Below are 26,939 nucleotides of genomic sequence, written 5' to 3'. Positions count from 1 at the left end.
CGCTTACATAAAGCCAACAAAACGATCGGTCATCAAAAAACTTCCGAAACTTTTTCAAAAAAAGTCTTGACAAGTTTTTGAAAAAGATGATATAATGATCGAGTCGCTCCAATAAGGCGACGAGATAGACCTTTGAAAACTGAACAAAGAAGACGAACCAATTGTGTAGGGCATCAACTTCGAGTTGATGAACCAACAATTCAAACAATAAATAGTTGAGCAAACAACTATAAAAAGTCAGCAATAACGAGCTTATCAAAGCTCATGAATCTTTCATGAGAGTTTGATCCTGGCTCAGGACGAACGCTGGCGGCATGCCTAATACATGCAAGTCGAGCGAACCGACGAAGTGCTTGCACTTCTGACGTTAGCGGCGGACGGGTGAGTAACACGTAAGGAACCTACCTATGAGCGGGGGACAACATCCGGAAACGGGTGCTAATACCGCATAGTAATTTGTCAGGCATCTGACAAATTGGAAAGACGGCTTTTGCTGTCACTCATAGATGGTCTTGCGGTGCATTAGCTAGTTGGTGGGATAAAAGCTTACCAAGGCCATGATGCATAGCCGACCTGAGAGGGTAATCGGCCACACTGGGACTGAGACACGGCCCAGACTCCTACGGGAGGCAGCAGTAGGGAATCTTCCGCAATGGGCGCAAGCCTGACGGAGCAATGCCGCGTGAGTGAAGAAGGTTTTCGGATCGTAAAACTCTGTTGTAAGAGAAGAACAAATTGTAGAGTAACTGCTACAGTCTTGACGGTATCTTACCAGAAAGCCACGGCTAACTACGTGCCAGCAGCCGCGGTAATACGTAGGTGGCAAGCGTTGTCCGGATTTATTGGGCGTAAAGGGAGCGCAGGTGGTTTCTTAAGTCTGATGTGAAAGCCCACGGCTTAACCGTGGAGGGTCATTGGAAACTGGGAAACTTGAGTGCAGAAGAGGAAAGTGGAACTCCATGTGTAGCGGTGGAATGCGTAGATATATGGAAGAACACCAGTGGCGAAGGCGACTTTCTGGTCTGTAACTGACACTGAGGCTCGAAAGCGTGGGTAGCAAACAGGATTAGATACCCTGGTAGTCCACGCCGTAAACGATGAGTGCTAGGTGTTGGAGGGTTTCCGCCCTTCAGTGCCGCAGTTAACGCATTAAGCACTCCGCCTGGGGAGTACGGCCGCAAGGCTGAAACTCAAAGGAATTGACGGGGACCCGCACAAGCGGTGGAGCATGTGGTTTAATTCGAAGCAACGCGAAGAACCTTACCAAGTCTTGACATCCTTTGACCACTCTAGAGATAGAGCTTTCCCTTCGGGGACAAAGTGACAGGTGGTGCATGGTTGTCGTCAGCTCGTGTCGTGAGATGTTGGGTTAAGTCCCGCAACGAGCGCAACCCTTATTGTTAGTTGCCAGCATTTAGTTGGGCACTCTAGCGAGACTGCCGGTGACAAACCGGAGGAAGGCGGGGATGACGTCAAATCATCATGCCCCTTATGACTTGGGCTACACACGTGCTACAATGGATGGTACAACGGGTTGCGAACTCGCGAGAGTCAGCGAATCCCTTAAAGCCATTCTCAGTTCGGATTGCAGGCTGCAACTCGCCTGCATGAAGCCGGAATCGCTAGTAATCGCGGATCAGCACGCCGCGGTGAATACGTTCCCGGGTCTTGTACACACCGCCCGTCACACCACGAGAGTTTGTAACACCCGAAGTCGGTGAGGTAACCTTTTGGAGCCAGCCGCCGAAGGTGGGACAGATGATTGGGGTGAAGTCGTAACAAGGTAGCCGTATCGGAAGGTGCGGCTGGATCACCTCCTTTCTAAGGATATAACGGAATACACAATCGTCACTTTGTTCAGTTTTGAGAGGTCTAACTCTCAAACTTGTTCTTTGAAAACTGAATACTGCAAGTAATAACCATATTTTTAACTGTGACCACCAGGAAGCAGTTAAGGATATAAACCAATTTTACCAAGAGTAAAAAACCGAAAGAGTTTAATTAAACTTTTCGCACATCATACAACTTAACCAACGGTTAAGTGAATAAGGGCGTACGGTGAATGCCTTGGCACTAGGAGCCGATGAAGGACGGGACGAACACCGATATGCTTCGGGGAGCTGTAAGTAAGCTTTGATCCGGAGATTTCCGAATGGGGGAACCCCATCATCTTGATCGATGATGACTTTCAAGTGAATACATAGCTTGTTAGAGGTAGACGCAGGGAACTGAAACATCTCAGTACCTGTAGGAAGAGAAAGAAAAATCGATTTCCTGAGTAGCGGCGAGCGAAACGGAAAGAGCCCAAACCAAAGAGCTTGCTCTTTGGGGTTGTAGGACTGGGACCTATGATTTAGGCGGGTTAGTCGAATGGCATGGGAAGGCCAATCAGAGAAGGTGAGAATCCTGTAGACGAAAACCCAACTAACATTACCAGTATCCTGAGTACGACGGACCACGTGAAATTCCGTCGGAATCCGCCGGGACCATCCGGCAAGGCTAAATACTACCTAGTGACCGATAGTGAACCAGTACCGTGAGGGAAAGGTGAAAAGCACCCCGGGAGGGGAGTGAAAGAGTATCTGAAACCGTATGCCTACAAGCAGTCAGAGCCCGTTAATGGGTGATGGCGTACTTTTTGTAGAACGGACCGGCGAGTTACGATAGCATGCAAGGTTAAGACGAAGAGTCGGAGCCACAGCGAAAGCGAGTCTGAAGTGGGCGTTGAGTATGTTGTCGTAGACCCGAAACCAGGTGATCTACCCATGTCCAGGCTGAAGGTGCGGTAAAACGCACTGGAGGGCCGAACCCACGTCTGTTGAAAAAGGCGGGGATGAGGTGTGGGTAGCGGTGAAATTCCAATCGAACCTGGAGATAGCTGGTTCTCTCCGAAATAGCTTTAGGGCTAGCCTCGGATGATGAATATTGGAGGTAGAGCACTGTTTGTTCTAGGGGTCCAACAAGGATTACCGAAAACTGATAAACTCCGAATGCCAAATATTTTAATCCGGGAGTCACACTGCGAGTGATAAGATCCGTAGTGGAAAGGGAAACAGCCCAGACCACCAGCTAAGGTCCCAAAGTTTCAGTTAAGTGGAAAAGGATGTGGGGTTGCACAGACAACTAGGATGTTGGCTTAGAAGCAGCCATCATTCAAAGAGTGCGTAATAGCTCACTAGTCGAGTGACCCTGCGCCGAAAATGTACCGGGGCTAAACTGAACACCGAAGCTGTGGATGTCTAAGGACATGGTAGGAGAGCGTTCTAAGGACGGCGAAGCATGATCGTGAGGACATGTGGAGTGCTTAGAAGTGAGAATGCCGGTATGAGTAGCGAAAGACGGGTGAGAATCCCGTCCACCGAATAACTAAGGTTTCCTGGGGAAGGCTCGTCCTCCCAGGGTTAGTCGGGACCTAAGCCGAGACCGAAAGGTGTAGGCGATGGCCAACAGGTTGAGATTCCTGTACTTGTCTGATTTGTTTGAGCAATGGAAGGACACAGGAGGCTAAGCAGAGCGCGGAGATGGAAAAACGCGTCCAAGCAACAAGTCTGATGTTGAGTAAAAGGCTTAACATCCTAAGGATGAGTTGTGACGGGGAGGGAAGTTTAGTACCGAAGCTGCTGATGTCACACTGTCAAGAAAAGTTTCTAGTGAGAATCAGACAACCCGTACCGCAAACCGACACAGGTAGTTGAGGAGAGAATCCTAAGGTGAGCGAGCGAACTCTCGTTAAGGAACTCGGCAAAATGACCCCGTAACTTCGGGAGAAGGGGTGCTGGCCGCAAGGCCAGCCGCAGTGAATAGGCCCAAGCGACTGTTTATCAAAAACATAGGTCTCTGCCAAATCGAAAGATGACGTATAGAGGCTGACGCCTGCCCGGTGCTGGAAGGTTAAGAGGAAGGGTTAGCGTATGCGAAGCTCTGAATTGAAGCCCCAGTAAACGGCGGCCGTAACTATAACGGTCCTAAGGTAGCGAAATTCCTTGTCAGGTAAGTTCTGACCCGCACGAAAGGCGTAACGATTTGGGCACTGTCTCAACGAGAGACTCGGTGAAATTGTAGTACCAGTGAAGATGCTGGTTACCCGCGACAGGACGGAAAGACCCCATGGAGCTTCACTGCAGGTTGATATTGAGTGTTTGTGTGACATGTACAGGATAGGTAGGAGCCATTGAAACCGGGACGCTAGTCTCGGTGGAGGCACAAGTGGGATACTACCCTTGTGACATGACCACTCTAACCCGCGACCATAGATCTGGTCGGGAGACAGTGTCAGTCGGGCAGTTTGACTGGGGCGGTCGCCTCCTAAAGTGTAACGGAGGCGCCCAAAGGTTCCCTCAGAATGGTTGGAAATCATTCGCAGAGTGTAAAGGCAGAAGGGAGCTTGACTGCGAGACCTACAAGTCGAGCAGGGACGAAAGTCGGGCTTAGTGATCCGGTGGTTCCGCATGGAAGGGCCATCGCTCAACGGATAAAAGCTACCCTGGGGATAACAGGCTTATCTCCCCCAAGAGTTCACATCGACGGGGAGGTTTGGCACCTCGATGTCGGCTCATCGCATCCTGGGGCTGAAGTCGGTCCCAAGGGTTGGGCTGTTCGCCCATTAAAGCGGTACGCGAGCTGGGTTCAGAACGTCGTGAGACAGTTCGGTCCCTATCCGTCGCGGGCGTTGGAAATTTGAGAGGAGCTGTCCTTAGTACGAGAGGACCGGGATGGACGCACCGCTGGTGTACCAGTTGTTCCACCAGGAGCAGAGCTGGGTAGCTATGTGCGGCAGGGATAAGCGCTGAAAGCATCTAAGCGTGAAGCCCCCCTCGAGATGAGATTTCCCATACTTTTAAAGTAGTAAGACCCCTGAGAGATGATCAGGTAGATAGGCTGGAAGTGGAAGTATAGCGATATATGGAGCGGACCAGTACTAATCGGTCGAGGACTTATCCAAAGGATAAGATTGTATGAGTGGTTGGGTCATTACGAGCAGATTCAGTTTTGAGAGAACAAGCTTTTCTCAATTAAATAGAAATTGTGCGGTGGTAATGGCAAGAAGGTCACACCTGTTCCCATGCCGAACACAGCAGTTAAGCTTCTTAGCGCCGAATGTAGTTGGGGGTTGCCCCCTGTGAGACTAGGACGCTGCCGTGCAAATGAAAAAGCGATCCTTTTGGGTCGCTTTTTTGTATTCCAGATTGGAAATTGTAGAATCCGTCTAAGGTAGGATGTCTTGGGCGAAGACTCCTCCTATAATAAGGGTGTATAGGAGGATGATGGAATGAAAAAGAATGCATTAACTAATTCCAAAACAACCCTGGCACAGTTCGTACGTGCCCTCTTTAAAAAAGAAACCCCTACCCACATCAAAGTTATTATGGGCATCGCTATCGCTTATGCGGTCATTCCAACAGATCTGTTACCAGACATCTTTGGACCGATTGGCTTTGCCGATGATGCGGTGATTGTATCTGTCTTAACGACTCTAGCAATGTCTTTACTGTCTAAAAATGATGAAGTCAACGACTCTAAACCTGAAATAAAGGAAGCAGAAAAGGTTGAGGCCTAGGCGAAGTTTGCTTGCTAACATAAACAAATAAAAATTCCTCCTCCCGGCTTACTTAAAAAGTCGAGAGGAGGAATTTTTATCTTTCGTCCAGATCAAGGATAAAACAAGCTGATCGGAGTTCTTGGTCGAGCTGGTCTGTTCGCCATTCTTTGGGATAGCCTAGTGAATTCGCAATAAAATGCGTGCCATTTTTGTAAATTTGGTAGCGGATATGGACATGGCCCATGATGCTGTAACGGATAGGAAAATTCTGGTAGAGGCTGTTGAGATCATCCGTTGCTAGAAAGGCGTTGAAAAAGTCGAAAGCTGGATGGGGCATAGGTACTGTGAATTCAGGGATGGTTAGGATATGACTGACAAAGATGTAGTTAGGACTTGGCGCCTGCTGGAAGTCGGTCCAGATTTCTTGGCTAAAGGCTTGCGATACTTCGCGGTCGGTCATGTCCCAGTCGATAAATTTCTTATCTTGCCAGGTCGCTAACTTGAAGCGCCCTCTTTCGATTTGTTCAGGACTAAAACGCTCATCATGGACAGCATGGTTGTACCAGGCAGGGTGGCCAATGATCCGCCAATTGGCTAAGGGCTGCAGGGCTTTACCCATGAGGCACTGGGGATGCTGGCGAAATAGTTGGTGGATTGCCTAAGGGTCTGTTTTGGGAGCTTGGCGTTGCCAGTAATCATGGTTGCCGGGGATAAAGTAAATAGCTGCTGGTGAGGAGGTTTGGAGTTCTTCAACAAAGGCGAGGCTTGTTTGCCAGTTATTGCTGATGTCGCCTCCAATGATGAAGTAATCGATGTGGTCTTGGGTAATTAATGCTTGGCAAGCCTCTAAATAGTCTTGACTTGACCAGGTCTGGCTATGGTCGATATGAAGGTCAGACACAAAGGCTAAGCGGCAGCTTGTCATCTTAGCGTTCATCGGGGATAGGGGCCAGGTCTTGGTCCGTTTCCTTAATGATGTATTGGGGCCGGTGTTTGACTTCTAGGAAGGTCTTGCCCACATACTTGCCGACCACACCCAGGCAGAGCAATTGGAGACCACCCATAGCCAGGATAATCACGCTTAAAGAGGTCCAGCCGGATGTGGGATTACCAAAGATCAGGGTTCGTCCGGCAAAGAAGATCGCCAGCAGGATAGCAGCTAGAAAGGAGAAAAAGCCTAGGATAGAAATAATATCGAGCGGTACTTCGGAGAAGGCGACAATCCCATCAATGGAATAGGTAAAGAGGCTCCAAAAACTCCAACTCGTCTGGCCCGCACTGCGTTCGATATTTTCATATTCTAGATACTTGGTCTTAAAGCCTACCCAAGCAAAAATCCCCTTGGAAAAGCGATTATATTCGGTCATTTCAAGAATGGCATTGACCATCTGCCGGGTCATCAAACGAAAGTCTCTAGCTCCACTGACAATTTCAGTCTTGGAGATGTGTTGCATAAGTCGGTAGTAAAGGTTGGCAAAGAAAGAACGGATAGGGGGCTCCCCCTCGCGACTTACCCGGCGCGTTCCTACACAATCATAAGCTTGGTCTTGGATAATAGTGTACATTTCAGGGAGGAGCTCGGGGGGATCTTGGAGGTCAACATCCATAATAGCAACATAGTCTCCCTTGGCGTGTTGGAGGCCCGCATAGATACCCGCTTCCTTGCCGAAGTTGCGTGAAAAAGATAGGTAGTGGACCCGTTGATCCTGGCGGGCTAGGTCAGCAAGGATATCCCGGGTATGGTCGGAAGAACCGTCATCAACAAAGACATATTCTAGTTCAATATAGTTTGGAAATTGGGGACGGACGTCTTCAACCGCTTGATAAAAAAGATTAATTGCTTCTTCTTCGTTAAAACAAGGAACAATAAGTGAAATAGTTTCCATAAAATCCTCCTTGTATCGATGGAAATTCATAATATCATTATACTATACTTTCCTTATCTAACCCTTAAATTCTCCTAAAACAATCTATTTGCTTTAAGCTTTAGCTTTCGCTAAGATAGCCTTGAGAGGGTGATTCGATGACAGACTATACATTTCAAGATTTTGTAGATCGAGCGGAGGAGTGGCAAGCGGGACAAGCCCTCGATGCTATTCATAGCGATCAAAGCTATTATGTTTTCTTAGGGCGGCCCACTTGCGGTTTTTGCCGGCGTTTTGTGCCTAAGTTGACGGCTGCTATGGAAAGGACGGGACAGGCTGTTTACTATGTGGACTCTTCTAATGGCCTAGATCCAGCCCTCAGGAACTTGCGCGAACGTGGGGAAGTTTATACGGTTCCTAGCCTGGTCAAATTAGGGCAGGGGCAGATCTATAATTTCCGTGCAGATTCCTCGGATAGCCAAGAGAGTATTGAAGGCTATTTAGAGTCTTAAAAATTAAATTATCTTAAAATTACTCTGAAATACCGACTAAAACTTGTTATCAGCCGTTATTGTGACTATAATAAGACTAGCAATGAAGGGTGGGAGAAATAAAATGAAAAAGAAAGTATATGCAGCCTTAGCCGTTGTGGCAACATTAGGTGTGGGGAGTCTCACATGGAATTACTTGCCAACTGAGGCCAAAGAAGCCAGTGTCGGCTTATTCCAACCAGCCAAAGAAGACAATGGTAAGTCAGCTGAAGCTGACAGTAAATCTGCTCCAGAAGGTCAAAAAGAAGCTAAAGTGGTTTCCGAAGACCAAGGAGGAGATAAAGAAGCGACGCAAACAAGCCGTACAAAAAAAATCAGCACGTGTTGTCGAAGATAATTCACCCCAAGAAGAAACTGACAAGGCTCAAGCTAAATCAGCATCAAGTAAACAAGCTCTTGCTGACCAAGCAGAAGCCCCTCAAGCTAGCCAAGCTGAAACAACAACCAAGGAACCAGCATCAAAGACCCCTGTAACTATTACAGATCCAGTTCAAGCACGTCAAATTATCATTGATGTGATGGGATTAGATGCGCATGCCTTAGATGGTTACACTGATGAACAAATCCTTGAATCAGTCGCAGCAGCTGAAGAGTTAGGTTCAGACCCCGGTTACTCTTACCGTTACCTGCAAGAACACTTCGGCAAGTAAAGTTGAATTAAGTTGATAATAAAAAGGCGGGAGCAAGTATTGCTTCCGCTTTTTTTCTTTGTTCCTTCACGTTTTAGTTGGGTTCAGGCTAGCAGAAATAGCTCTTCTTCACCAAAATCCGTCGAAGACTTATAGCCTTCTCTGGCTTTTGGCTCCAGAGGTCTATTTCTCCCGCATCCTCTCACACCCTGATTATTTTACTGCGATGGCGTCGACTTCGATTTGAACGCCTTTTGGTAGGGCGGCGACTTGGACACAGCTTCTTGATGGGAAAGGTTCCTCTAGGAAAGAGCCATAGATCTCATTGACCGCTTGGAAATTAGCCAAATCCGTTAAGAAGATGGTGCAGCGAACGATATCGCTCACTTGGTAGCCGGCTTCTTCAATAATAGCTTTCAAGTTGGTCATGGATTGTTTGGCTTGGCTTTCAATATCTTCAGCAATTTCACCAGTGCTTGGGTCGACAGGAATTTGCCCAGAGACATAGAGGCTATTATTAATCTCTACAGCTTGGGAATAAGGACCGATAGCAGCTGGGGCTTGCTTAGTTTCAATGACTTTTTTCATATGAGAAAACTCCTTTCAAAAAATAAAGCGTTTCAACTAGCTTTATTATAGCAGAAAAATGAGGAATAGCTAGTTTTAGCTGGCAGTGAATCAGGCCAAACCATGACCCCTTTCCTAAAATCAGTTATAATAAGGGTAAAAGGATGGAGGATAAGGATGAAGGGATTAAAGAATAATAAACTACTGCAAAGCTTGCTCGCCTTGCTTGTCCTAGGCCTAGCGCTGTGGACGGGTCAAGATTTGGGTCAAGGAGGTCTAGAGACGGGGCCGGATGAGCCGGCTACTAGCCAATCAAGCGCTACTTCTCAGTCTTCTCCAGCCGTCGTTGAAGGCGAGGCCTACTCAAGTCCAGAAGAGGTGGCGGCCTATATCGATCAATTCGGTGACCTGCCTAAGAATTATATCAGCAAGGCTGAGGCCAAGGCGGCTGGCTGGATTCCTGAAGAGGGTAATCTTTGGGAAGTGACCGACCATAAATCGATTGGCGGCGATCGTTTTGGTAATTACGAGGGACAGCTGCCGGAAGATGAGGCTTACCGGGAAGCCGATGTCAATTACCAGGGTGGACCGCGGGGGCCAGAGCGCCTGGTTTATTCTGAAGATGGGGATAAAATCTACTACACCAAGGACCACTATGATAGCTTTAAAGCATTAAAGGAGGCGAATTAGGGTGCAAGACCAAGTACATGATCCAATCCAGATTGACTGCCGACACTTAGCGAAATCAGCTGAGGCTTATGCCTATCTTTATGAGCAGATTTTGGCTGGGAGACCGACCCAAGCCTCCTATAATCTCGATGCCTTGTATGATGTCTTGAGCCAGCTGCCTCCTGGCCAACCAATTGTTGTCAGCCATTATGCTGACCTCCAAGCTCGGGAAGGGCGCTGGGCTAAGCGTTGGCGGCGGGTATTGGTTGAAGCTGCGAGAGACTGGGCCTTGGACTTAACTTGGGAGGAGAACGATGATGCCAAGCATTAGTGTCTTACAATTAGCTTGCGGGGATTTGTCTATCAATGATCCGCTCTGGCTCACGGCCCAAGCTTTTGTCCGCGAATGGTTTAAACCAGGCTTGCTTATGAGCCCACCGTCGGGAGACTTGATATTTAAACATTCTGCCGCTGCCTTCTTGGCCTACCGGATTTTCAACCAGCTGCTTTTTCCCCTGCGTGTGGATGGGGGGATCGGCCTGGCGAGTGTGACAGAAGACCTGTCCTTGGACCAGGAGCGCGCACGGGCCTATGCCGAAACGGTCCTAGAACAGAGCCAGCGTTTTGCTTCGTCGACGGTCCTCTATAATGCGGATTTCTTGGAAGATGCCATCGTCAATACCCAGCTTCTCCACTGGGCAGACCTCAAGGCCAATCAGTCGGAGATCCAGGCTTTGTTGACCTTGCTATATGAACTCCACTATCCCCTCTACCTGGCAGAGGATATGCAGGAAGAAAAACATTTGGTGCGGGGGATCCAGCGCATCTGGCAAGCCAAGAGTAAGTACCTAGTCCAGGATGAGAAACTAGCGGCTTACCAGATCCTCGACCTTTCTGCTCCTAAGGCTGTTCGCTACCGGGATATCCATGAAGAACTGGACCGGTCACACTATTATGTGACTGGCTTCTTTAAGAAGGGTTATGCAGCATCTATCGCTCGAATCGCCCAAACTAGCCGGCAAAATATTGATTATCATTTGCAGAATGGCCGCTTTGCCTGGGAGCGGGACACGGCCGCGGCTTTAGTCTTGCAGCTGGCGCGCGAAGAAGCGGCCCTTTAATTTTTTACAAGAGGGCGCGAGATGCGGTATAATAGGAAACAAGATGCCTAGTGAATGGAGGAGAAGATGATGAAATACAAATTGAGTGTCGCGAACCGTGATATTCGCGAGCAGGCTGGCTACGCCCAGAGAGGCAACAGCTGGCGAATTATCCTAGCCTTTGTCTTAGCTGTGATTATTCTCAGTGCCATGGGGATTCTCGGGACAACAGGCCTGATTTATCTGAGCCAGCAAGAAGTGGCGGGATGGATTCTAGGACTTGTGGGCCTTGTTTTTGTTTTAATTTATTTATATGTCATTATTCAAATGATGGTGTTCGGCTTCCCCTGGTCTTTCTTGGATATGGTGGATACCGGCCGCTACCAGATTAAGACGATCTTCCGTCCCTTTAGACGGCGGCCAGGACGGAATGTGCTTACCTATATTTTCTTTGAACTGCTTTTAGCCTTGGTTAGTCTCTTGCTGAGCTTGGTGTCAGGCGTTCTCTTTGGCTTGACCAGCTATAATCTCTTACCTAATCAAGCTTGGAGCCTGACTGCCCAAATGCCCGATCTGGCAGCAGGTCAAGAATTGACCCAGGGACTTCTGGCAGGGGACACGCGCCTCTTGATCTTAGCAGGGATTAGCTTCGCTCTATGGCTGGTTCTGACTTTGATTTATTTAGTCTTTATCTATGGCTTTGCTTTTACCCCCTTCCTGCCCTATGATAGTGAAACGGCCTCAGCCTCAGCTCTCTTGGGGATTAGCCGGCAGATGATGCGGGGGAATAAGTTCAAACTCTTCCGTATCCACTTCTTCTATATGGTGGTTCCCTATCTCTTGGCCTTTCTCTTTGGCCTCGTGCTGATGGCAACGAGCTTGCTCTTCAATCTCGATGCGGGTCTCTTTGGTCTCCTGGCAGGGGTGATTGCCTTTATCTTGGTGGTTGTTTATGTGGTCTTTGGCCTCCGTGCCTTCACCGCAACAGCCGTTTTCTACCGGAACTATATTAAGCAATACCGCTTGGAATTGAATGAGGCTTTCCCTGAATTGAACCTCACAACTTGGGGGCAAGGCAGCGAGACGGAGATTTACCAACAAGAGGACCGTCCCCAAGTGCCTGAAGAAACCATGGCCTTCGCTGTTCCAGATGAGCTGAAGGGGGACGAAGCAAGCGAGGAAGACCTGAGTCCAAGTGAACGTGCGGGGGCTGCAGCAGTCTTTACCGAAGCAGAGTCAAGGTCAGATGCAGATCCTAGCGTAGAAGAGGACCTGCCTGAGACGACCCAAGTGGTGGATCCCCAACATGATCCGGAACTCTTTGACCACATGGACCAATCTTTCTCCGATGATATTCGCGGGGAGGATGAAGAGGCCCAGGCTATCTTTGATCCTGAAGATGACTTGACCTATGACGAGAAGACCCAATTGCGTGATAATCCGACCCTCTATGTGGACCAGTCGGATGATCAATCGTCCAAGGACTAGGCAAGCGAGTCTAAGGATTCGTCAGTAGCTCATTCAAAAATAAAAAGCCTCCGCCCAACTGCCAATCTTAGGAGATGCAGTGGGCGGGGGCTTTTTGTTTTTATTCGGATTTTTGAGCCTTTGCTTCCTTTTGGTAAGGATTATCCGGCTGGCCTTCCCAGGCGGCTTTGTGGATTTCCAGGGCGACTTGGGCGGGGATGGAGAGTTCCTGGATGTCTTCTGGGCTGGCGGCGCGAATATTCTTTAGCGTCTTGAAATGGCGCATGACCTTGGTCCGTGTCTTGGGCCCAACCCCTTTAATGGCATCTAGGCGTGAGGTAAAGGAGTTCTTGCTATGGACATTGCGGTGGAAGCTCTTGGCATAGCGGTCGACCTCGGTTTGGATGCGTTGGATCAGGTGGAAGGCTTGGGACTTGGGGTCCAAGTCCACAATTTCAGGGGGCTGGCCATAGATCAGGTGGGCCGTCCGGTGTTTATCGTCCTTAACCATGCCAGCTACGGGCAGGTCCTCTAAGCCGAGCTCATTATCCAGGACATCGCGGGCGGCATTGACTTCAATAATCCCACCGTCCATGAGAATAATATTGGGTAGGGGCTGGCCTTCCTTGAGCAAGCGCGAATAGCGGCGGCGGATGACCTCCTGGCTGGAAGCATATTCGTCAGCGCCTTCGAAGCTTTTGATCCGGTACTTCCGGTATTTCTTCTTGTTGGGCTTGCCATCTTCATAGCAGACCATCCCCGACACATTGTCTGCTCCTTGGTGGTTGGAATGGTCGAAGCTTTCAATAACCCGCAAGTAGGGCAGCTTGAGGGCTTGGCTGAGTTCTTCTACTGCTCCCGTGGTCTTTTGTTCATTCATGGCTAGGAGGCGGAATTTTTGTTGGTGGGCCAGTTCGGCATTGGACCTGGCCAAGTCGAGCATCTTGCGCTTGTCCCCGCGCTGGGGTGTGGCAACGGAGATGCCTAGGGTCTCTTCCAATAAGTTATTATCCAGGCCTTTTGGCACCAGGATTTCTTTGGGCAGGGTGTGGTTCTTATCTTGGTAGAATTGGACAATATAGGAGGTGAGCTCCTCTTCCGGTTCCGTGTAGCAGGGAAAAAGAGCCGAGTCCCGCTTAATAATGGAGAACTGGCGGAGCATGAAGGTTTGGATGCTGATCCAGCCCTTATCCATGTAGAAGGCGAAGACGTCTCGGTTGTTGTATTGCTTACTCATGACATTCTGCGGTTCGACGGTTTGCTCGATATAGTAGATTTGGTCCCGGTAGTCCGCGGCCCGCTCGTAGTGCATATTTTCCGCTGCCTGGGCCATCTTCTTTTTCAAGTCGTTTTTGATTTTTTTGACATTGCCGTTGAGGAAGCGGGTGATATTTCGGATTTGCTTGTCATAAGTTTCTTTACTGACAGGGTGGTCACAACAACCGATGCACTGGCCCAGGTGGTAGTAGAAGCAGGCCCGCTTTTCGTTTTTGCCACAGCGACGCAAAGGATAGGTCTTCTGCAGGAGGTCGCGGGTGGCATTGGCAGCATTAACGTTAGGGTAGGGGCCGAAGTAGTGCCCACCGTCATTTTCAACTACTGAACTGATGATTAATTGGGGGTCTTTTTCATTGGTGATCTTGAGATAAGGGTACATGGTGCCTTGCTTGAGTTTGATATTATAGTGAGGCTGGTACTTTTGGATCAGGTTGATCTCTAAGAGCAGGCTTTCCTTATCGGTCGTCGTGATGATGATTTCGAAATCGTGGATTTCACTGACTAATTGGGCCGTCTTTCCGGTATGAGAGCTCTTGAAATAGGAGCGAACCCGGTTTTTAAGATTTTTTGCCTTGCCAATATAAATAATATGGTTATTGCGGTCCCGCATAATATAGCAGCCGGGATCGTTAGGCAGTAATTTTAATTTATTTTCAATTAATTCGCTCGCCATAAAAAGGCTCCTTTCTAGCTTCTTGAATTCAATTCTTTATTATAACACGCAGAGTAGGAAAGCGATAAAGAATTGCCCCTTAAGTCCTTATCCTTTAAATTTTCTTTGGACTCGGTCAAAATTTCTCAAAGCCCGGTACATTATGATAAAATAGGAGTAAATGATTAAGAAAGACCCCAGTAAGACCGACCAGGGGCAACAGAATGAGGAGGCTTTCCTATGACTCAATCCCATTTTAAAAAAATACTCTGGCGGGGGGGCTGCTTAGCGGCTCTCGCGCTCTATACATATGTCCAAAATTACCGCTTAAAACGCCAAGATTATCTCTTAGAGAGTCCGCGTTATGGGGGTGCCTTAGATGGTTTTTCCATTGCCGTCTTGTCTGATTTGAACTTCCCCAAGCACCGGGTGGACCTAAAAGATCTCTTGAAGCAGACCAAGGCTAGCCAGGTGGATATGATTGCGCTCACGGGGAATATTCTCAACCAGGAAGGGAGCCTTAACCTGAGCGAGCTAGCGGCTTTTGCCCGTGAACTGACGACCCTTGCACCGACCTTTGCGGTTTATGGCCCTAACGAATTAAAACATCCCCAGGCACCGCAAATGGAGCGGCTCTTCCGCGAATATGGCGTCCAATTCTTGCACGACCAAGCCGTCGACTTGACCTATAAAGGCCAGGCTATTACCATCATGGGCCTTATGGAGAAGGGCAACCGCTCTTTCCTCAAAGGAGACGCCTTACGCCATGTGGACCTGACGCCTAAGCAGACCCAGCAGGTTAAGATTTTGTTGGCCAGCCATCCGGAAGCTTTCCTGCGTTACCATGAAGACCTCAGCAAGTCACCAGACCTGGTCCTCTCAGGCTTGGCTACTGGGGGCAGCATCCATTTAGGACCGCTGGGTGGTCTCTATGCACCAAGCCAGGGCTACCTGCCTAAGTATACGGAGGGTATCTTCCGCCTGCCCGGTAACCCTTACAAGTCTCTCTTGATTTCGCGGGGGATTGGCCGGGCCAGTCTGGGCGTCCGGGTGAATAACCGGCCTGAATTGGTCCGTGTCCAATTGACGGCCTCACGCGAGGACCAGCTCAAGGATTGGGCCTGCGATCTAGGGGAGGAGACGGACCAGTCAGAATATAGCCAGCCTGGCCCAGATAGACAGGAAAACTTAAACGAAGGGATTATGGTTTATGATGACCGGCCTAGTCAACACTACAGCCAGCCTGACCATGTCCTCATCCAGGACCAGGGTGGAGACTATCTGTTAGAGCCTTTACCGGAAGAGAAAGTAGGGGCTGAGGACCTGCCCTTAGCAGTCGATCCCAGCCATCCTGCTAGTCCGATCCGGCCCCTGCCAGACCTTGAAGAAGACAATTAGCGAGGAGCAAGACCTGTGTGGAATAATTTATCAGAAGAAGTCCGTGACTTAGTGGAAGCAGCCGGCTTCCAAGCGCCCACTGAGGTGCAAAAGGCAGCCTGGGAGCCCATGCTTGCGGGAGAAAATTTTTATATGGTTTCTCCTACTGGGACGGGCAAAACCCTGGCCTATCTCTTACCGCTATTAGAAAAACTTGAGGCCAATGGGCAAGTGCAAGCTGTGATTCTTGCCCCTTCTCAGGACCTGGCCGCTCAGATTGCGGACGTGGCTAGGCATTGGGCCAAGGCCAAGGGCATCAAAGTCCAGTCCTTAGTTGGCGGGGCAAATATTAAACGTCAAATTGAAAAATTAAAAAGAAAACCAGAGCTGGTGATTGGGACGGCTGGCCGCTTAAATGAATTGGCTCAGAGCCGCAAGCTCAAGCTCCACCAAGTGAACCGCCTGGTCTTGGATGAGTGCGACCGCCTCTTTAGCCAGGAGCAAGCGGCAACAACCCAAGCCTTCATCGACCGGGTCCAACAATCGGTAAGTCTGGCTGCCTTTTCAGCAACGGCTAATGCGGAAGCTTGGGCCCAGTTCGAAGGCTTGCGCGAAGAGGTTTTCTTCCTCGATTGCAGCCAGGCTTCCCAAGCATTGACGGCTAAGCGCCAACACCTCTACTTGCAAGTATCTAGCCGTAAGCGGGATGATGCCCTGCGACGCTTGGCCCAGGTGGAGGGGATGCAGGCCTTGGTTTTTGTCCGGAGTATTGCCGAACTTGACCGGCTCAAGGAGAAGTTGACCTATCGCCAGGTGCCGGTGGCTGTTCTCCATAGTGAGATGACCAGCCAGGACCGGCAAAATGCCCTGCAAGGCTTCCGCCAGGGGCGCTATGTCTATCTTTTAACCACGGATGTGGCGGCACGGGGGATGGATATTCCAGATTTGCCCTATGTGATTCAGTATGACCAGGCAGAAGACCGGGCCACTTATACCCATCGCAGCGGACGGACTGGCCGGATGGGAGCTGAGGGGAGTGTGCTAAGCTTTGTGACTGATCGCAGCTTACGCGAGCTTAAGAAGCAGGTCCCCGACCAAGCTAAGCTGGAAGAAGTCTTTCTCAGCCAGGGGCAAGTCAGCAAAGAAGCCCCTGTCCACCGCGACCAAGGGACAAGCAAGTCAAAGCGGGGCCAATCGCAAACACAGAAATCAAAAAACAAAAATAAAAAGCGCAAGCGCCAACAGAAGAACAAGGGCGCACGTCGCCAGAAGAAGTAAACTGGAGGGAACTATGGGAAAGAAATTTGCAATTATCCTAGCAGCAGGTAAGGGAACACGGATGAAGTCCAAGCTCTACAAGGTCTTGCACCCGGTCGCTGGTAAGTCCATGGTAGAACATGTGGTGGATAATATCAGCCAGGCAGGCTTTGATGAGAAGATTACCGTGGTTGGTCATGGGGCAGACCAGGTGAAGGAACGCCTCGGTGACCGGTCCCTCTACTGCTTACAAGAAGAACAATTGGGAACGGCTCATGCGGTCATGCAGGCAGAATCCCTATTAGCTGATAAGGAAGGCCTTACCTTGGTCGTAGCCGGGGACACCCCTTTAATCCGCGCTGAAACCTTTGAAGCGCTAGTTGACTACCATGAAGCGGAAGGCGCTAAGGCAACGATCCTCACAGCCCATGCCGATAATCCTTATGGCTATGGACGAATTATCCGCCGAGCTGATGGGGCGGTAGACCGCAGTGTCGAAGAGAAGGATGCCACAGAGGAAGAACGCCAGGTCCAAGAAATTAACACAGGGACCTATGTTTTCGACAACCAATGGCTCTTCAAGATGCTCCATGAGGTCAACAATGACAATGCCCAGGGTGAGTATTACTTGCCAGATGTTCTCGAATTGCTCAAGGACCGGGGCCAGCATATTGCTGCCTACCAGATTTCCGATATGTCAGAGGCTCTAGGTGTTAATGACCGCCTGGCTTTGGCGGAAGCTAACCGTCTCTTCTTTAAGCGGCAAAATGAACAATTCATGCGCCAAGGGGTCAGCTTCGTCGATCCGACCACGGTCTATATTGAAGCAGGGGTATCGATAGCTAGCGATACCCTGATTGAAGCCAATGTCCAGCTCAAGGGCCAGACCAGCATTGGTCACGATTGTGTCATCGGTAGCCAGACCTGCATTCGTGATAGCCAGATCGGTGATGGGGTTAAGATCCGATCTTCAGAAATTGAAGAAGCTGAAGTGGGCTCCAAATCAGATATTGGCCCCCATGCCCACCTGCGCCCCAAGGCTAAGCTGGCTAGCCATGTCCACATTGGTAACTATGTTGAAGTGAAGAACGCGACTATCGGCCAAGGGACCAAGGTTGGTCACTTGACCTATATTGGCGATGCTGACCTGGGAGCGGATATTAATGTCAGCTGTGGTGTTATTTTCTGTAACTATGATGGAGTCAATAAGGCCCGGTCGGTGGTCGGTGACCATAGCTTTATTGGTTCCAATGTGAATATCGTAGCCCCCGTTCAAGTTGCTGCCAATGCCTTCCTAGCAGCAGGGTCCACTATTACCGATGATGTGCCTGAAAAGAGCTTAGCCATTGCCCGGGCTCGGCAGTCTAATAAAGAAAACTATTGGGATAAGCTGGCAATTGGCAAAAAGAATCACTAGTTTGTAAAAAATATGTTAAGATATGTGTGTAGCAAATTTTAAATGACCAATAGTAGGAGGAATATCAGGAAATGTCTCAACATAAGCCGAATAATCTTAAGGTGTTTTCTCTCAATTCGAACCCAGAATTAGCTGAAAAGATCGCTAAAGCTATGGATAGTGAACTAGGGGAATGTTCTGTTACTCACTTTAGCGACGGCGAAATCTATATCAGTATCGATGAATCAATTCGTGGGGATGATGTTTATATTGTGCAATCAACATCAGAACCTGTTAACGACCACCTCATGGAACTCTTAATTATGATTGATGCCTGCCGCCGGGCGAGTGCGGCGACGATTACAGTTGTGATTCCTTACTTCGGCTATGCCCGTCAAGACCGTAAAGCCAAACCGCGTGAACCCATCACAGCTAAGCTTGTTTCAAACATGATTGAAAAGACTGGTGCTGACCGAGTGGTAGCCCTTGACTTGCACGCTGCCCAAATCCAAGGTTTCTTCGATATTCCAGTGGACCACCTGCTTGGCTCTCCTCTCCTGGCTAACTATTTCATCGAAAACCCAGACTATAGTTTGGAAGATGTTGTAGTTGTTTCACCAGACCACGGTGGGGTGACCCGGGCACGTAAATTGGCGGAGTTCTTGAAGGCACCAATTGCTATTATTGACAAACGTCGGCCTAAAGCCAACGTGGCAGAAGTGATGAATATTGTCGGTAATGTTGAAGGCAAGCACGCCCTGATCATTGACGATATGATCGATACTGCAGGGACAATTACGGCAGCGGCTAAAGCCTTGGGCGAAGCAGGCGCTATTTCGGTAGCGGTTTGCTGTACCCACCCTGTTCTTTCAGGCCCAGCAGTTGAACGTCTGGCTAACTCCAACATCTCAGAAGTTGTCGTCACAGACTCCATCTACCTGCCAGAAGAAAAACGGATCGATAAGATCAAGCAAGTGACCGTTTCTGAACTGATTGCAGAAGCTATCCTCCGTATCCACGACAAGCGTTCGGTAAGTCCTTTATTTGTTGAAGAATTCAAGGGCATGGATAATGGCCATAACGAGGACTAGAAGAAAAAATTTAGCAAATTGTGTTGATGAGCATTCGTTTCACTTTTGAATTTGCCCCTTAAAGAGCCATGGCACCGGTTCGGGCCAAGGTCCCTCACCTAGCGAGCTTCAAACGTCTAGTACGGCTATCGCCTACTAGACGTAATTCACATCGCTTGCTTGTTCATGGCTAAGGGTCAACTTCAAAGCTCTACTCCTGCTCGGAACTAATCGCTATAATTTTTTTGATGACTAGTCATTAAGACTAAAAAGTAGAGAGGCTTAAAAATTAAGACTGGGATGAGCTTTCCAGTCTTTTTTAGTGTTTAATTTTTTAGCATAGGCGATCATCTCATTCAGCTTTATCTGGAGCTTCGGACCAGGAGAGTCAAAAGGCTGAGCCAGTCTCTTGCTCGAACGGTTGACGGCAGGAGGGATTTATGCTTGAATACTTCTATCAGAAAGTGAGGAATGGATGAATGACGAATTTTATGATTGGCTTCAATGCGGTAATGCCTGTCCTGCTCTATATCTTGATCGGACAGCTGATCCACCGCATTGGTTGGATGTCCCGCAAGTCCCTTAGCGAGATGAATAAGGCGCTCTTTGCCTTTTTCCTGCCCTTGAACTTATTTAACAATGTCTATCACATGGATCTGGATAAGAACTTTAATCCCCGGACCCTGGCCTTTGTGATTATCTATGCGATTGCTATTTTTATTGTCTATGCCCTGATTATTCCTATTTTTCAGAAACGTAATGACCGACGAGGAGTAATGCTCCAAGGATCCATTCGTTCGAACGCCATTCTTTTTGGCTTACCTCTGGGGACAGCCTTGCTCGGTAAAGAAAACTTGGGCATGGTCAGCATTGCCCTAGCGATTATTGTGCCGGTGAATAATATCCTGTCGGTAATTGCTCTGTCTATTTATACGGATGAAGACTTCTCCTTCAAGGATTTGATGCACAAAATCATCAGCAATCCCATGGTGATCGCTACGGCTTCGGGGATTGTGGTAGCTGCCCTCGGTTTGCGCTTGCCCCAGTCCGTAGAAGTAGCCTTTGATAACCTGAGTGCCATGACCTCGCCCCTGGCCCTCACCGTGATGGGCGGTCTCTTTAAATTTGATAAGATTAAAGATGCCGATTGGTCGCTCTACTTTACGGTAATCAATAAGCTCCTGGTGAATCCTGCCATTGCTCTAAGCTTGGCTGTCATCTTCGGCCTTCGTGATGACAATATTATCAGTGTCCTGATTGCGACTGCTGGACCGACCGCCGTTTCTTCCTATGCCCAAGCCGTGATGGCAGGGGGCGATGAGGACTTGGCCAATCAGATTGTCGTCTTCACCACTTGCTTTGCCATGTTTACCCTGGTTTTTTGGATCTGGCTTTTGAAGAGCCTAGCTCTCTTCTAAAAATCGGACTGACCGCTAAGCAATATATTTGAACTCAAAAAAGCCGCTTGCCTCTAATGCTTGCCCACTAGGCAAACGGCTTTCCTTGAGATTTCGTACGATTCAGTGCTGGTGGCTCCCAATTAAAGTATAATGTTCATACCGTCTACTTGTGAGCAGTAGTGGAGCTTTGAATTTGATCGTTAGCCATGAACAAGCAAGCGATGTGAATTATGGATAGTCGGCGTAAGCCGTTACTAGCCAAAACCTGCTCCAAAAGTCAGCTCTGACTCCACTTCACAAAGGCTGGCCGAGCCTCCGCAAAGCTCTTCTAGCCTTTGCTCCAGTGGTTCAGAGCTTAACGACTTTTGTCGCACTCTAACTTTGAAGCTCGCTAGGCGAGAGACCGAGGCTCGAACCGGTGCTGCTTTAGCCGTAGGAACGAAGCGACGTACGGATAAAGTACAAGACGGCGCTAGCCGTTCTTGAACCTTTGAAATTCAACGATCAAATTCAAAAGTGCAACGGATGCTCACCAATACAACTTGTTAAAGACACATTAAAAAAGCCGTCCCAGCTAGCGCATGAGCGTTAGCTGGGACGGCAATTTTTATGACTTTAGAGAGCTTATTTATTTTCTAATTCAGCAAAGGCTGAATCAATAACTTCTTTCATTTGACCAGCAGACTTGTCCATTAAGTTTTGTTCGTGGTCGCTGAGTGGTAATTCGATGACGCTACGAACGCCTTCGCTGGTTAGGACAGCAGGGGCACCGATATAGATGTCCTCTTGATTGTACTCACCATCAAGGTAAACAGAGATAGGGAGGATGGCTCCTTCATTGTTGAGGATAGCCTTCACGATCCGGGCTAGGGAAGCAGCGATACCGTAGAATGTTGCACCCTTGTTTTCGATAATGCGGTAAGCTTTATCGCGAACATCGTAATAGATTTCTGTCAAGCGTTCTTCATTGATTTCGGGGTGAACCTTAACCCAGTCTTCCATTGGGAGTCCCCCAATATTAGCGTGAGACCAGACGGCAAATTCACTGTCGCCGTGTTCCCCCATGATGAGGGCGTGGACACTACGGGAGTCAACATTGGTTAAAGCACCAATTTCTTGGCGGAAACGAGCACTGTCGAGGGCAGTCCCTGAACCGATAACCCGGGAAGATGGGAAGCCAGAGAATTTCCATGTGGCATAGGTCAGGATGTCTACAGGGTTGGTGGCTACCAGGAAGATCCCGTCGAAACCACTAGCGACAACTTGGTCAACCATGTCTTTGAAGATTACCAAGTTCTTGCTGACAAGGTCGAGACGCGTTTCACCTTCTTTTTGAGCCATGCCTGCGCAGAGAACCACGATGTCGGCATCCTTACAATCGCTATATTCAGCAGCAAAAATCTTCTTAGGGCTAGAATAAACTAGGGCGTCTTTTAAGTCTTCGACGTCACCAATCACACGTTTTTTATTAATATCAATGATACCAAGTTCGTGGCCGATGCCTTGCAATACAGTAGAGAAAGCGAAGCTAGAGCCAACTGCACCATCACCAATTAAAATAATTTTATGTGTTTTATCTTTTGCCATCAATAAGACCTCTCATTTCTATTGTATCAATATGCTTATACTAGCCATTATAGTGATTAGCTAGGGGGATTTCAATGCTTTCCTAGAAATTGTGAAATGATAAACGAAGTTAGAAAAAAACAGCAAGCGTTATCATATGTGATTTAACAAAAAAGGAAAGAAATTTAAGGGGATGAAATAAATACAAAAAATGTATTCGATAGATAATTGTGATTGTTTTTACAATTATGATAGCTAAGATTTAAGCCTTAAAAGATAGTCTTGGTCCTAGTTTAACTGCAAGCTGAGAACTTGTTTGCGCTGGGGGTCTAAGGTACAATAAGTATGATTAGAAGCTACTTGCGCTTCGCAATCAGAGCAGCAGTATAGGATGCTTAGAAGAGAAGGGCTCCGCCCTTAAATAAAGGAGTATGACGATGAAATTAGTAGCAGGCTTGGGAAATCCAGGCCCTAAATATGAACGATCCCGCCACAATATTGGTTTTATTACTTTGGATGAATGGGCTTACCAGCACCATCTGACCTTTGACCAGGAGAAATTCAAGGCCAAATATGTGGAATACCGTATCCAAGGGGAGAAGGTTTTCTTTATCAAGCCACAGACTTTTATGAACCTATCGGGTGAGAGTTTGATTGGCTTTGTGAATTATTTCGATATTGAATTAGAGGACCTCCTAGTGATCTATGATGATATGGATATGGATGTGGGTCGCTTGCGTATGCGGCGCAAGGGCAGTTCTGGTGGCCATAATGGGATGAAGAGTATTATCCAACACTTAGGGACTGACCAAGTCCAACGTTTAAAACTAGGCGTGGGCCGGCCACAAGCAGGCGTGAGTGTGGTGAACCATGTCTTAGGGAACTTCCCCAAAGAAGACCATACCGCCATGCTCGAGAGCACTCGCCAGGCGGTAGCAGCCATTGATTATTGGCTAGCCGGCCATTCTTTTGAAGAAACCATGACCAAGTATAACCATTAGAGAGCAGGTGTTTTCTTGCAATTAGATCAATATATGACTGAAGCGCTCGATACGGATGCCCGTCAAGCTCTGGCTGAAGGGCAGAGCGTTCTCTTTCTAGGCTTACAGGGCTTATCCAAGGCCTATATCGCCCAACTCGCCTACAAGCAGGCGGTGGGTCAAAAATATTTAATTGTGACTAATAATTTACTTGAAGCTGAACGCTATTTGGATGATTTAGCCAACTTCATTCCCGAAGACCGGCTCTATCTCTTTAATACCGCAGAGAGTGTGGCAGCCGACCTAGCTGTAGCCAGTCCAGAAGCCTTGGCTGACCGCTTGGCTGTGATGAAATTCTTAAGAGAAAGTGAAGAAGGGGGAATTATTCTTGCCCCGCTTTTTGCTTTGAAGAAGCGTCTGATGCCTGCTGCACTCTGGGACAGTCTGCACTTAGAATTAAGCTTGGGGGATGACTTGCCTGCCCCCCAACTGGCCAAGGACCTCTTAGCGCGGGGCTATAAGAGGCGGCCAATTGTCGCAAGTCCGGGTGAGATGAGTTTACGGGGAGATATTGTGGATTGCTTTCCTCTTGACCGGGACCAGCCCGTCCGCTTCTCTCTGGCCTTTGATGAACTGGAACGGATTTCAAGCTTTGATCCAGACAATCAGAAAAGTCTAGAGGACCTAGACCAAGTCCAGATCATCCCGGCTGATGACTTCCTCTTTCAGCCTGAACAAATGAAAGCCCAAGCGGACCGGCTCCAAGAAGCAGTCAAGCAAGAAGTTGGGGGCATGGCGGATGCTGACTTAGCCCAAGAAATCAAGGGAAATATGGCAGAAGAGGTCAACTTATGGCGGACCGGGGAGAGTTCGGAACTGACCGCTTACTTTAGCCAATACCTCTATGAGAGTGAGGACAACTTGCTCAGTTACTTAGGGGATGAGAGTCTTCTAATAATCGATGACTATCCTCGCCTCCAAGAATCTGCTGCTAGCATTGACGAGAATGCAGCAGCCTTCCTCCAAGCTAAAACGGAGCAAGGCCAGCTCCCGCCGCAAATCGCTTATTATACTTCCTTTAAGGAGAGTTTAGAGGCCTACAAGGGGCGGTGCTTGTACTTGGGCATCTTCCAGAGGGGCTATGGCCAGATGAAGTTTGACTATCTCCATGAATTCCAAACCCGGCCGGTCGTTCAATTTTATGAACAGATGGACGCCCTCAAGATGGAGATCCAGGCCTGGCAGAAGACCAAGCGCCAAGTGGTTATTGCCCTGTCGACCGCTGACCGCCGGCGCAAATTAGAGGAAATCCTCCAAGCTGAAGGCCTGGCGGTGGTGTCTTCGGACTTAGGCCGGCTCCAAGAAGATGCCGTGAACTTAGTTTTGGCTAATTTCACGTCTGGGATTGAGTTCGTCAATGAGCGCTTGGTCCTAGTCTCGGAGGCAGATATCTACCAGCAGGTCAAGAAGAAGAAACGCCCTAAAGCTAACAAGCAGCTCTCGAATGCGGAGCGCCTTAAGAACTACCAGCAATTAGAGGTGGGCGATTATGTCGTTCATATCAACCATGGGATTGGGCAATTCACAGGGATTGAGACCATTGAAGTGGCCGGGTCGCACCGGGACTATTTGACCATTGTCTATGCCGACCAGGCCGCTATCCATGTGCCTGTGGAGCAGATTGACTTGGTACAAAAATATGTCTCTAGTGAAGGCAAGACACCTAAGCTCAATAAGATGGGCGGCAGCGAATGGGCTAAGACTAAGCGTAAGGTGAGCGGGCAGATCGAGGATATCGCAGATGACCTGATCGAAATCTATGCCAACCGGGAAGCCCAGGAAGGCTATGCTTTCGGCCCCGATACCCCGGAACAAGCAGACTTTGAAGCAGCCTTTCCTTACAGTGAAACGGAAGACCAGTTGCGATCCATTGACGAGATTAAGACGGATATGGAGAAGTCCAAAGCGATGGACCGTTTACTCGTGGGAGATGTCGGCTTTGGGAAGACGGAAGTTGCCATGCGGGCTATTTTTAAGGCGCTAATGGAAGGGAAACAGGCTGCCTTCCTAGTGCCCACTACCGTGCTCGCCCAGCAGCATTATGAAACGCTCCTGGAACGTTTCCAAGACTGGCCCTTTGAAATTGCTCTCTTGAGTCGTTTTAGGACTAAGGCCCAGCAGGATGAAACCATTGAGGGCCTCGCTTCTGGCAGGGTCAACTTAGTTGTTGGTACCCACCGACTCTTGTCCAAGGATGTCAGTTTCCTAGACCTGGGCCTCCTCGTTGTCGATGAGGAGCAGCGCTTCGGGGTCAAGGCCAAGGAACGACTCAAGCAGCTCAAGGCCAATGTAGATGTGCTGACCCTGACGGCGACACCGATTCCACGGACCCTCCACCTATCGATTTTAGGGGCCCGCGACTTGAGTGTGATTGAGACGCCACCAGCCAACCGCTATCCAGTTCAGACTTATATTCTCGAGCAGAATCCGGAAGCTATCCGCGAAGCTATTGAGCGCGAGCTCGGCCGGTCGGGTCAAGTTTTTTATCTCTTTAATAATGTGCAAAAAATCGAAGAGAAGGCCTTGGCTATCTCGGGTCTGGTACCCGAAGCCCGGGTTGGGATTGCCCATGGTCAGATGTCGGTGAACCAGCTGGAAGAGGTCTTGATGGCCTTTATCGAGGGGGACTACGATGTCCTCGTAACGACCACGATCATTGAGACAGGCGTGGATATTCCTAATGTCAATACCCTTCTCGTTGAATCGGCTGACCGCATGGGGCTCTCAACCCTCTACCAATTGCGCGGCCGGGTAGGGCGGAGCAACCGGGTAGCCTATGCCTACTTCATGTACCAGCCGGACAAGATGCTCAGTGAAGTCTCTGAAAAACGCTTGGCGGCCTTGCGTGATTTCACTGACTTGGGCAGCGGCTTCAAGATTGCCATGCGAGACTTGGCCATCCGGGGTGCCGGTAATCTCTTAGGCAAGCAGCAGCACGGCTTCGTGAATTCGGTCGGCTTCGACCTCTATTCGCAAATGCTCAGTGAAGCGGTGGCTAAGAAGCGGGGCCAAGCGCCAAGCCAACCTGAAGAGCCGGTCGAACTCGAGATGAATATCAATGCCTATATTCCTTCGACTTATATTGCTGATGAGAAGCAGAAGTTGGAAATTTATAAGCGGATCAACCTATTAGAAGATACGGAAGCCATGTGGGACTTGGACGAAGAATTGATGGACCGTTTCGGCGAACCGCCGCTTGAAGTCCAACTCCTCTTGAATGTGGGTGCGCTTAAGGCCAATGCTAAGAAAGTTGGCATCAACCATATCCAGACTCGAAATAATGGGGTAGAGTTACACTTCCATGCCAGTCTGGACCAGCAGACGGCTGTACCTAAGATATTTGAGGCCTTGGATAAGATTCCTATGCGCCTACAAATGAAAGAAGACAAGGAAGGCCAACTTACCCTCTTCCTGCAGATTGGAAAGTTAGAGCCAGTAGAATGGCTCGACTACTTGCTCCAATTTGTGAGTCAACTCGCTGACCAGATCGATAGCCCGTCTGATGAGGAGAGCTAG

General features: G+C 48.8%; 20 protein-coding genes and 3 rRNA genes. 17 read left to right on the top strand and 6 right to left on the bottom strand.

Annotated elements, in window-relative coordinates:
* Positions 1 to 271 precede the first annotated feature (271 nt).
* The 4 genes from AWM72_RS03435 to AWM72_RS03420 all read left to right on the top strand — a co-directional run bounded on the left by AWM72_RS03435 (position 272) and on the right by AWM72_RS03420 (position 5,557).
* Positions 272 to 1,821, top strand: a 16S ribosomal RNA gene (locus AWM72_RS03435).
* Between the two features lie 214 nt (positions 1,822 to 2,035).
* Positions 2,036 to 4,942 (top strand): 23S ribosomal RNA (locus tag AWM72_RS03430).
* 84 nt (positions 4,943 to 5,026) lie between these two features.
* Positions 5,027 to 5,142, top strand: a 5S ribosomal RNA gene (gene rrf / locus AWM72_RS03425).
* The 16S, 23S and 5S rRNA genes sit together here, the layout of an rRNA operon.
* A 127-nt stretch (positions 5,143 to 5,269) precedes the next feature.
* Positions 5,270 to 5,557, top strand: coding sequence for a YkvA family protein (locus tag AWM72_RS03420; protein ID WP_067973183.1), 288 nt, complete (start codon positions 5,270 to 5,272; stop codon positions 5,555 to 5,557).
* A 76-nt stretch (positions 5,558 to 5,633) separates the two neighbouring features.
* On the opposite strand, the gene AWM72_RS03415 is transcribed toward AWM72_RS03420, so the two are convergent.
* From AWM72_RS03415 to AWM72_RS03405, 3 genes are read right to left on the bottom strand one after another with little or no spacing between them, the layout of a single operon-like run.
* Positions 5,634 to 6,158 carry a metallophosphoesterase family protein gene (locus AWM72_RS03415; protein WP_067973180.1) on the bottom strand — a complete coding sequence of 175 codons (525 nt, stop codon included), beginning with the start codon at positions 6,156 to 6,158 and terminating at the stop codon, positions 5,634 to 5,636.
* A 39-nt stretch (positions 6,159 to 6,197) separates the two neighbouring features.
* Positions 6,198 to 6,464: a metallophosphoesterase gene (locus AWM72_RS03410; RefSeq protein ID WP_158444734.1), complete on the bottom strand. Its 267-nt coding sequence runs from the start codon at positions 6,462 to 6,464 to the stop codon at positions 6,198 to 6,200.
* 1 nt (position 6,465) lies between these two features.
* Positions 6,466 to 7,425: a glycosyltransferase family 2 protein gene (locus AWM72_RS03405; protein ID WP_067973173.1), complete on the bottom strand. Its 960-nt coding sequence runs from the start codon at positions 7,423 to 7,425 to the stop codon at positions 6,466 to 6,468.
* A gap of 137 nt (positions 7,426 to 7,562) precedes the next feature.
* Between AWM72_RS03405 and AWM72_RS03400 the strand changes: the two genes are divergently transcribed.
* Together AWM72_RS03400 and AWM72_RS03395 are read left to right on the top strand one after the other, a co-directional pair.
* Positions 7,563 to 7,916 (top strand): DUF6568 family protein, encoded by a 354-nt coding sequence (locus AWM72_RS03400; RefSeq protein WP_067973172.1) that lies wholly within the window; start codon positions 7,563 to 7,565, stop codon positions 7,914 to 7,916.
* Between the two features lie 233 nt (positions 7,917 to 8,149).
* Positions 8,150 to 8,605, top strand: coding sequence for a hypothetical protein (locus tag AWM72_RS03395; protein WP_144435174.1), 456 nt, complete (start codon positions 8,150 to 8,152; stop codon positions 8,603 to 8,605).
* Between the two features lie 192 nt (positions 8,606 to 8,797).
* Here AWM72_RS03395 and AWM72_RS03390 read toward each other — a convergent pair whose 3' ends face one another.
* Positions 8,798 to 9,172 carry a RidA family protein gene (locus AWM72_RS03390; protein ID WP_067973168.1) on the bottom strand — a complete coding sequence of 125 codons (375 nt, stop codon included), beginning with the start codon at positions 9,170 to 9,172 and terminating at the stop codon, positions 8,798 to 8,800.
* A gap of 156 nt (positions 9,173 to 9,328) precedes the next feature.
* Between AWM72_RS03390 and AWM72_RS03385 the strand changes: the two genes are divergently transcribed.
* The 4 genes from AWM72_RS03385 (at position 9,329) to AWM72_RS03370 (ending at position 12,408) form a co-directional block, all read left to right on the top strand.
* Positions 9,329 to 9,841, top strand: coding sequence for a ribonuclease domain-containing protein (locus tag AWM72_RS03385; protein WP_067973166.1), 513 nt, complete (start codon positions 9,329 to 9,331; stop codon positions 9,839 to 9,841).
* A 1-nt stretch (position 9,842) separates the two neighbouring features.
* Entirely contained in the window at positions 9,843 to 10,151 is a 309-nt protein-coding gene (locus AWM72_RS03380) for a barstar family protein (RefSeq protein ID WP_067973163.1), read from the top strand.
* On the top strand, positions 10,135 to 10,941 hold the full coding sequence (locus tag AWM72_RS03375) for a hypothetical protein (RefSeq protein WP_148130127.1): 807 nt from the start codon (positions 10,135 to 10,137) through the stop codon (positions 10,939 to 10,941). Before AWM72_RS03380 ends, AWM72_RS03375 begins: the two co-directional genes overlap by 17 nt.
* A 66-nt stretch (positions 10,942 to 11,007) precedes the next feature.
* Positions 11,008 to 12,408 (top strand): hypothetical protein, encoded by a 1,401-nt coding sequence (locus AWM72_RS03370; protein ID WP_143485090.1) that lies wholly within the window; start codon positions 11,008 to 11,010, stop codon positions 12,406 to 12,408.
* A 100-nt stretch (positions 12,409 to 12,508) separates the two neighbouring features.
* Here AWM72_RS03370 and uvrC read toward each other — a convergent pair whose 3' ends face one another.
* A complete protein-coding gene (gene uvrC, locus AWM72_RS03365) occupies positions 12,509 to 14,338 on the bottom strand; it encodes an excinuclease ABC subunit UvrC (protein WP_067973154.1) in 1,830 nt (609 codons plus the stop codon).
* 219 nt (positions 14,339 to 14,557) lie between these two features.
* Here uvrC and AWM72_RS03360 point away from each other — a divergent pair, with 219 nt between their 5' ends.
* The 5 genes from AWM72_RS03360 (at position 14,558) to AWM72_RS03340 (ending at position 20,835) form a co-directional block, all read left to right on the top strand.
* Positions 14,558 to 15,715, top strand: a complete 1,158-nt coding sequence (locus tag AWM72_RS03360; RefSeq protein ID WP_067973151.1) for a metallophosphoesterase — start codon at positions 14,558 to 14,560, stop codon at positions 15,713 to 15,715.
* A gap of 15 nt (positions 15,716 to 15,730) precedes the next feature.
* Positions 15,731 to 16,972, top strand: coding sequence for a DEAD/DEAH box helicase (locus tag AWM72_RS03355; protein ID WP_067973148.1), 1,242 nt, complete (start codon positions 15,731 to 15,733; stop codon positions 16,970 to 16,972).
* Between the two features lie 13 nt (positions 16,973 to 16,985).
* Complete coding sequence (gene glmU / locus AWM72_RS03350; RefSeq protein ID WP_067973142.1) at positions 16,986 to 18,368, top strand: bifunctional UDP-N-acetylglucosamine diphosphorylase/glucosamine-1-phosphate N-acetyltransferase GlmU; 1,383 nt, start codon at positions 16,986 to 16,988, stop codon at positions 18,366 to 18,368.
* Between the two features lie 71 nt (positions 18,369 to 18,439).
* Positions 18,440 to 19,438 (top strand): ribose-phosphate diphosphokinase, encoded by a 999-nt coding sequence (locus tag AWM72_RS03345; protein WP_067973136.1) that lies wholly within the window; start codon positions 18,440 to 18,442, stop codon positions 19,436 to 19,438.
* A 458-nt stretch (positions 19,439 to 19,896) separates the two neighbouring features.
* Positions 19,897 to 20,835 carry an AEC family transporter gene (locus AWM72_RS03340; protein ID WP_067973134.1) on the top strand — a complete coding sequence of 313 codons (939 nt, stop codon included), beginning with the start codon at positions 19,897 to 19,899 and terminating at the stop codon, positions 20,833 to 20,835.
* 606 nt (positions 20,836 to 21,441) lie between these two features.
* On the opposite strand, the gene AWM72_RS03335 is transcribed toward AWM72_RS03340, so the two are convergent.
* On the bottom strand, positions 21,442 to 22,404 hold the full coding sequence (locus AWM72_RS03335; RefSeq protein ID WP_067973132.1) for an L-lactate dehydrogenase: 963 nt from the start codon (positions 22,402 to 22,404) through the stop codon (positions 21,442 to 21,444).
* A gap of 416 nt (positions 22,405 to 22,820) precedes the next feature.
* Here AWM72_RS03335 and pth point away from each other — a divergent pair, with 416 nt between their 5' ends.
* Positions 22,821 to 23,384, top strand: coding sequence for an aminoacyl-tRNA hydrolase (gene pth, locus AWM72_RS03330; protein WP_067973127.1), 564 nt, complete (start codon positions 22,821 to 22,823; stop codon positions 23,382 to 23,384).
* Positions 23,385 to 23,417: 33 nt separating this feature from the next.
* The gene (gene mfd, locus AWM72_RS03325) at positions 23,418 to 26,939 is read left to right on the top strand and encodes a transcription-repair coupling factor (RefSeq protein ID WP_067976543.1); all 3,522 of its coding nucleotides are present in this window, start codon (positions 23,418 to 23,420) and stop codon (positions 26,937 to 26,939) included.

It is taken from the genome of Aerococcus sanguinicola, assembly GCF_001543145.1.
In the GTDB taxonomy this organism is placed as follows: domain Bacteria; phylum Bacillota; class Bacilli; order Lactobacillales; family Aerococcaceae; genus Aerococcus; species Aerococcus sanguinicola.
This window is presented reverse-complemented; position numbering and strand designations above follow the sequence as displayed.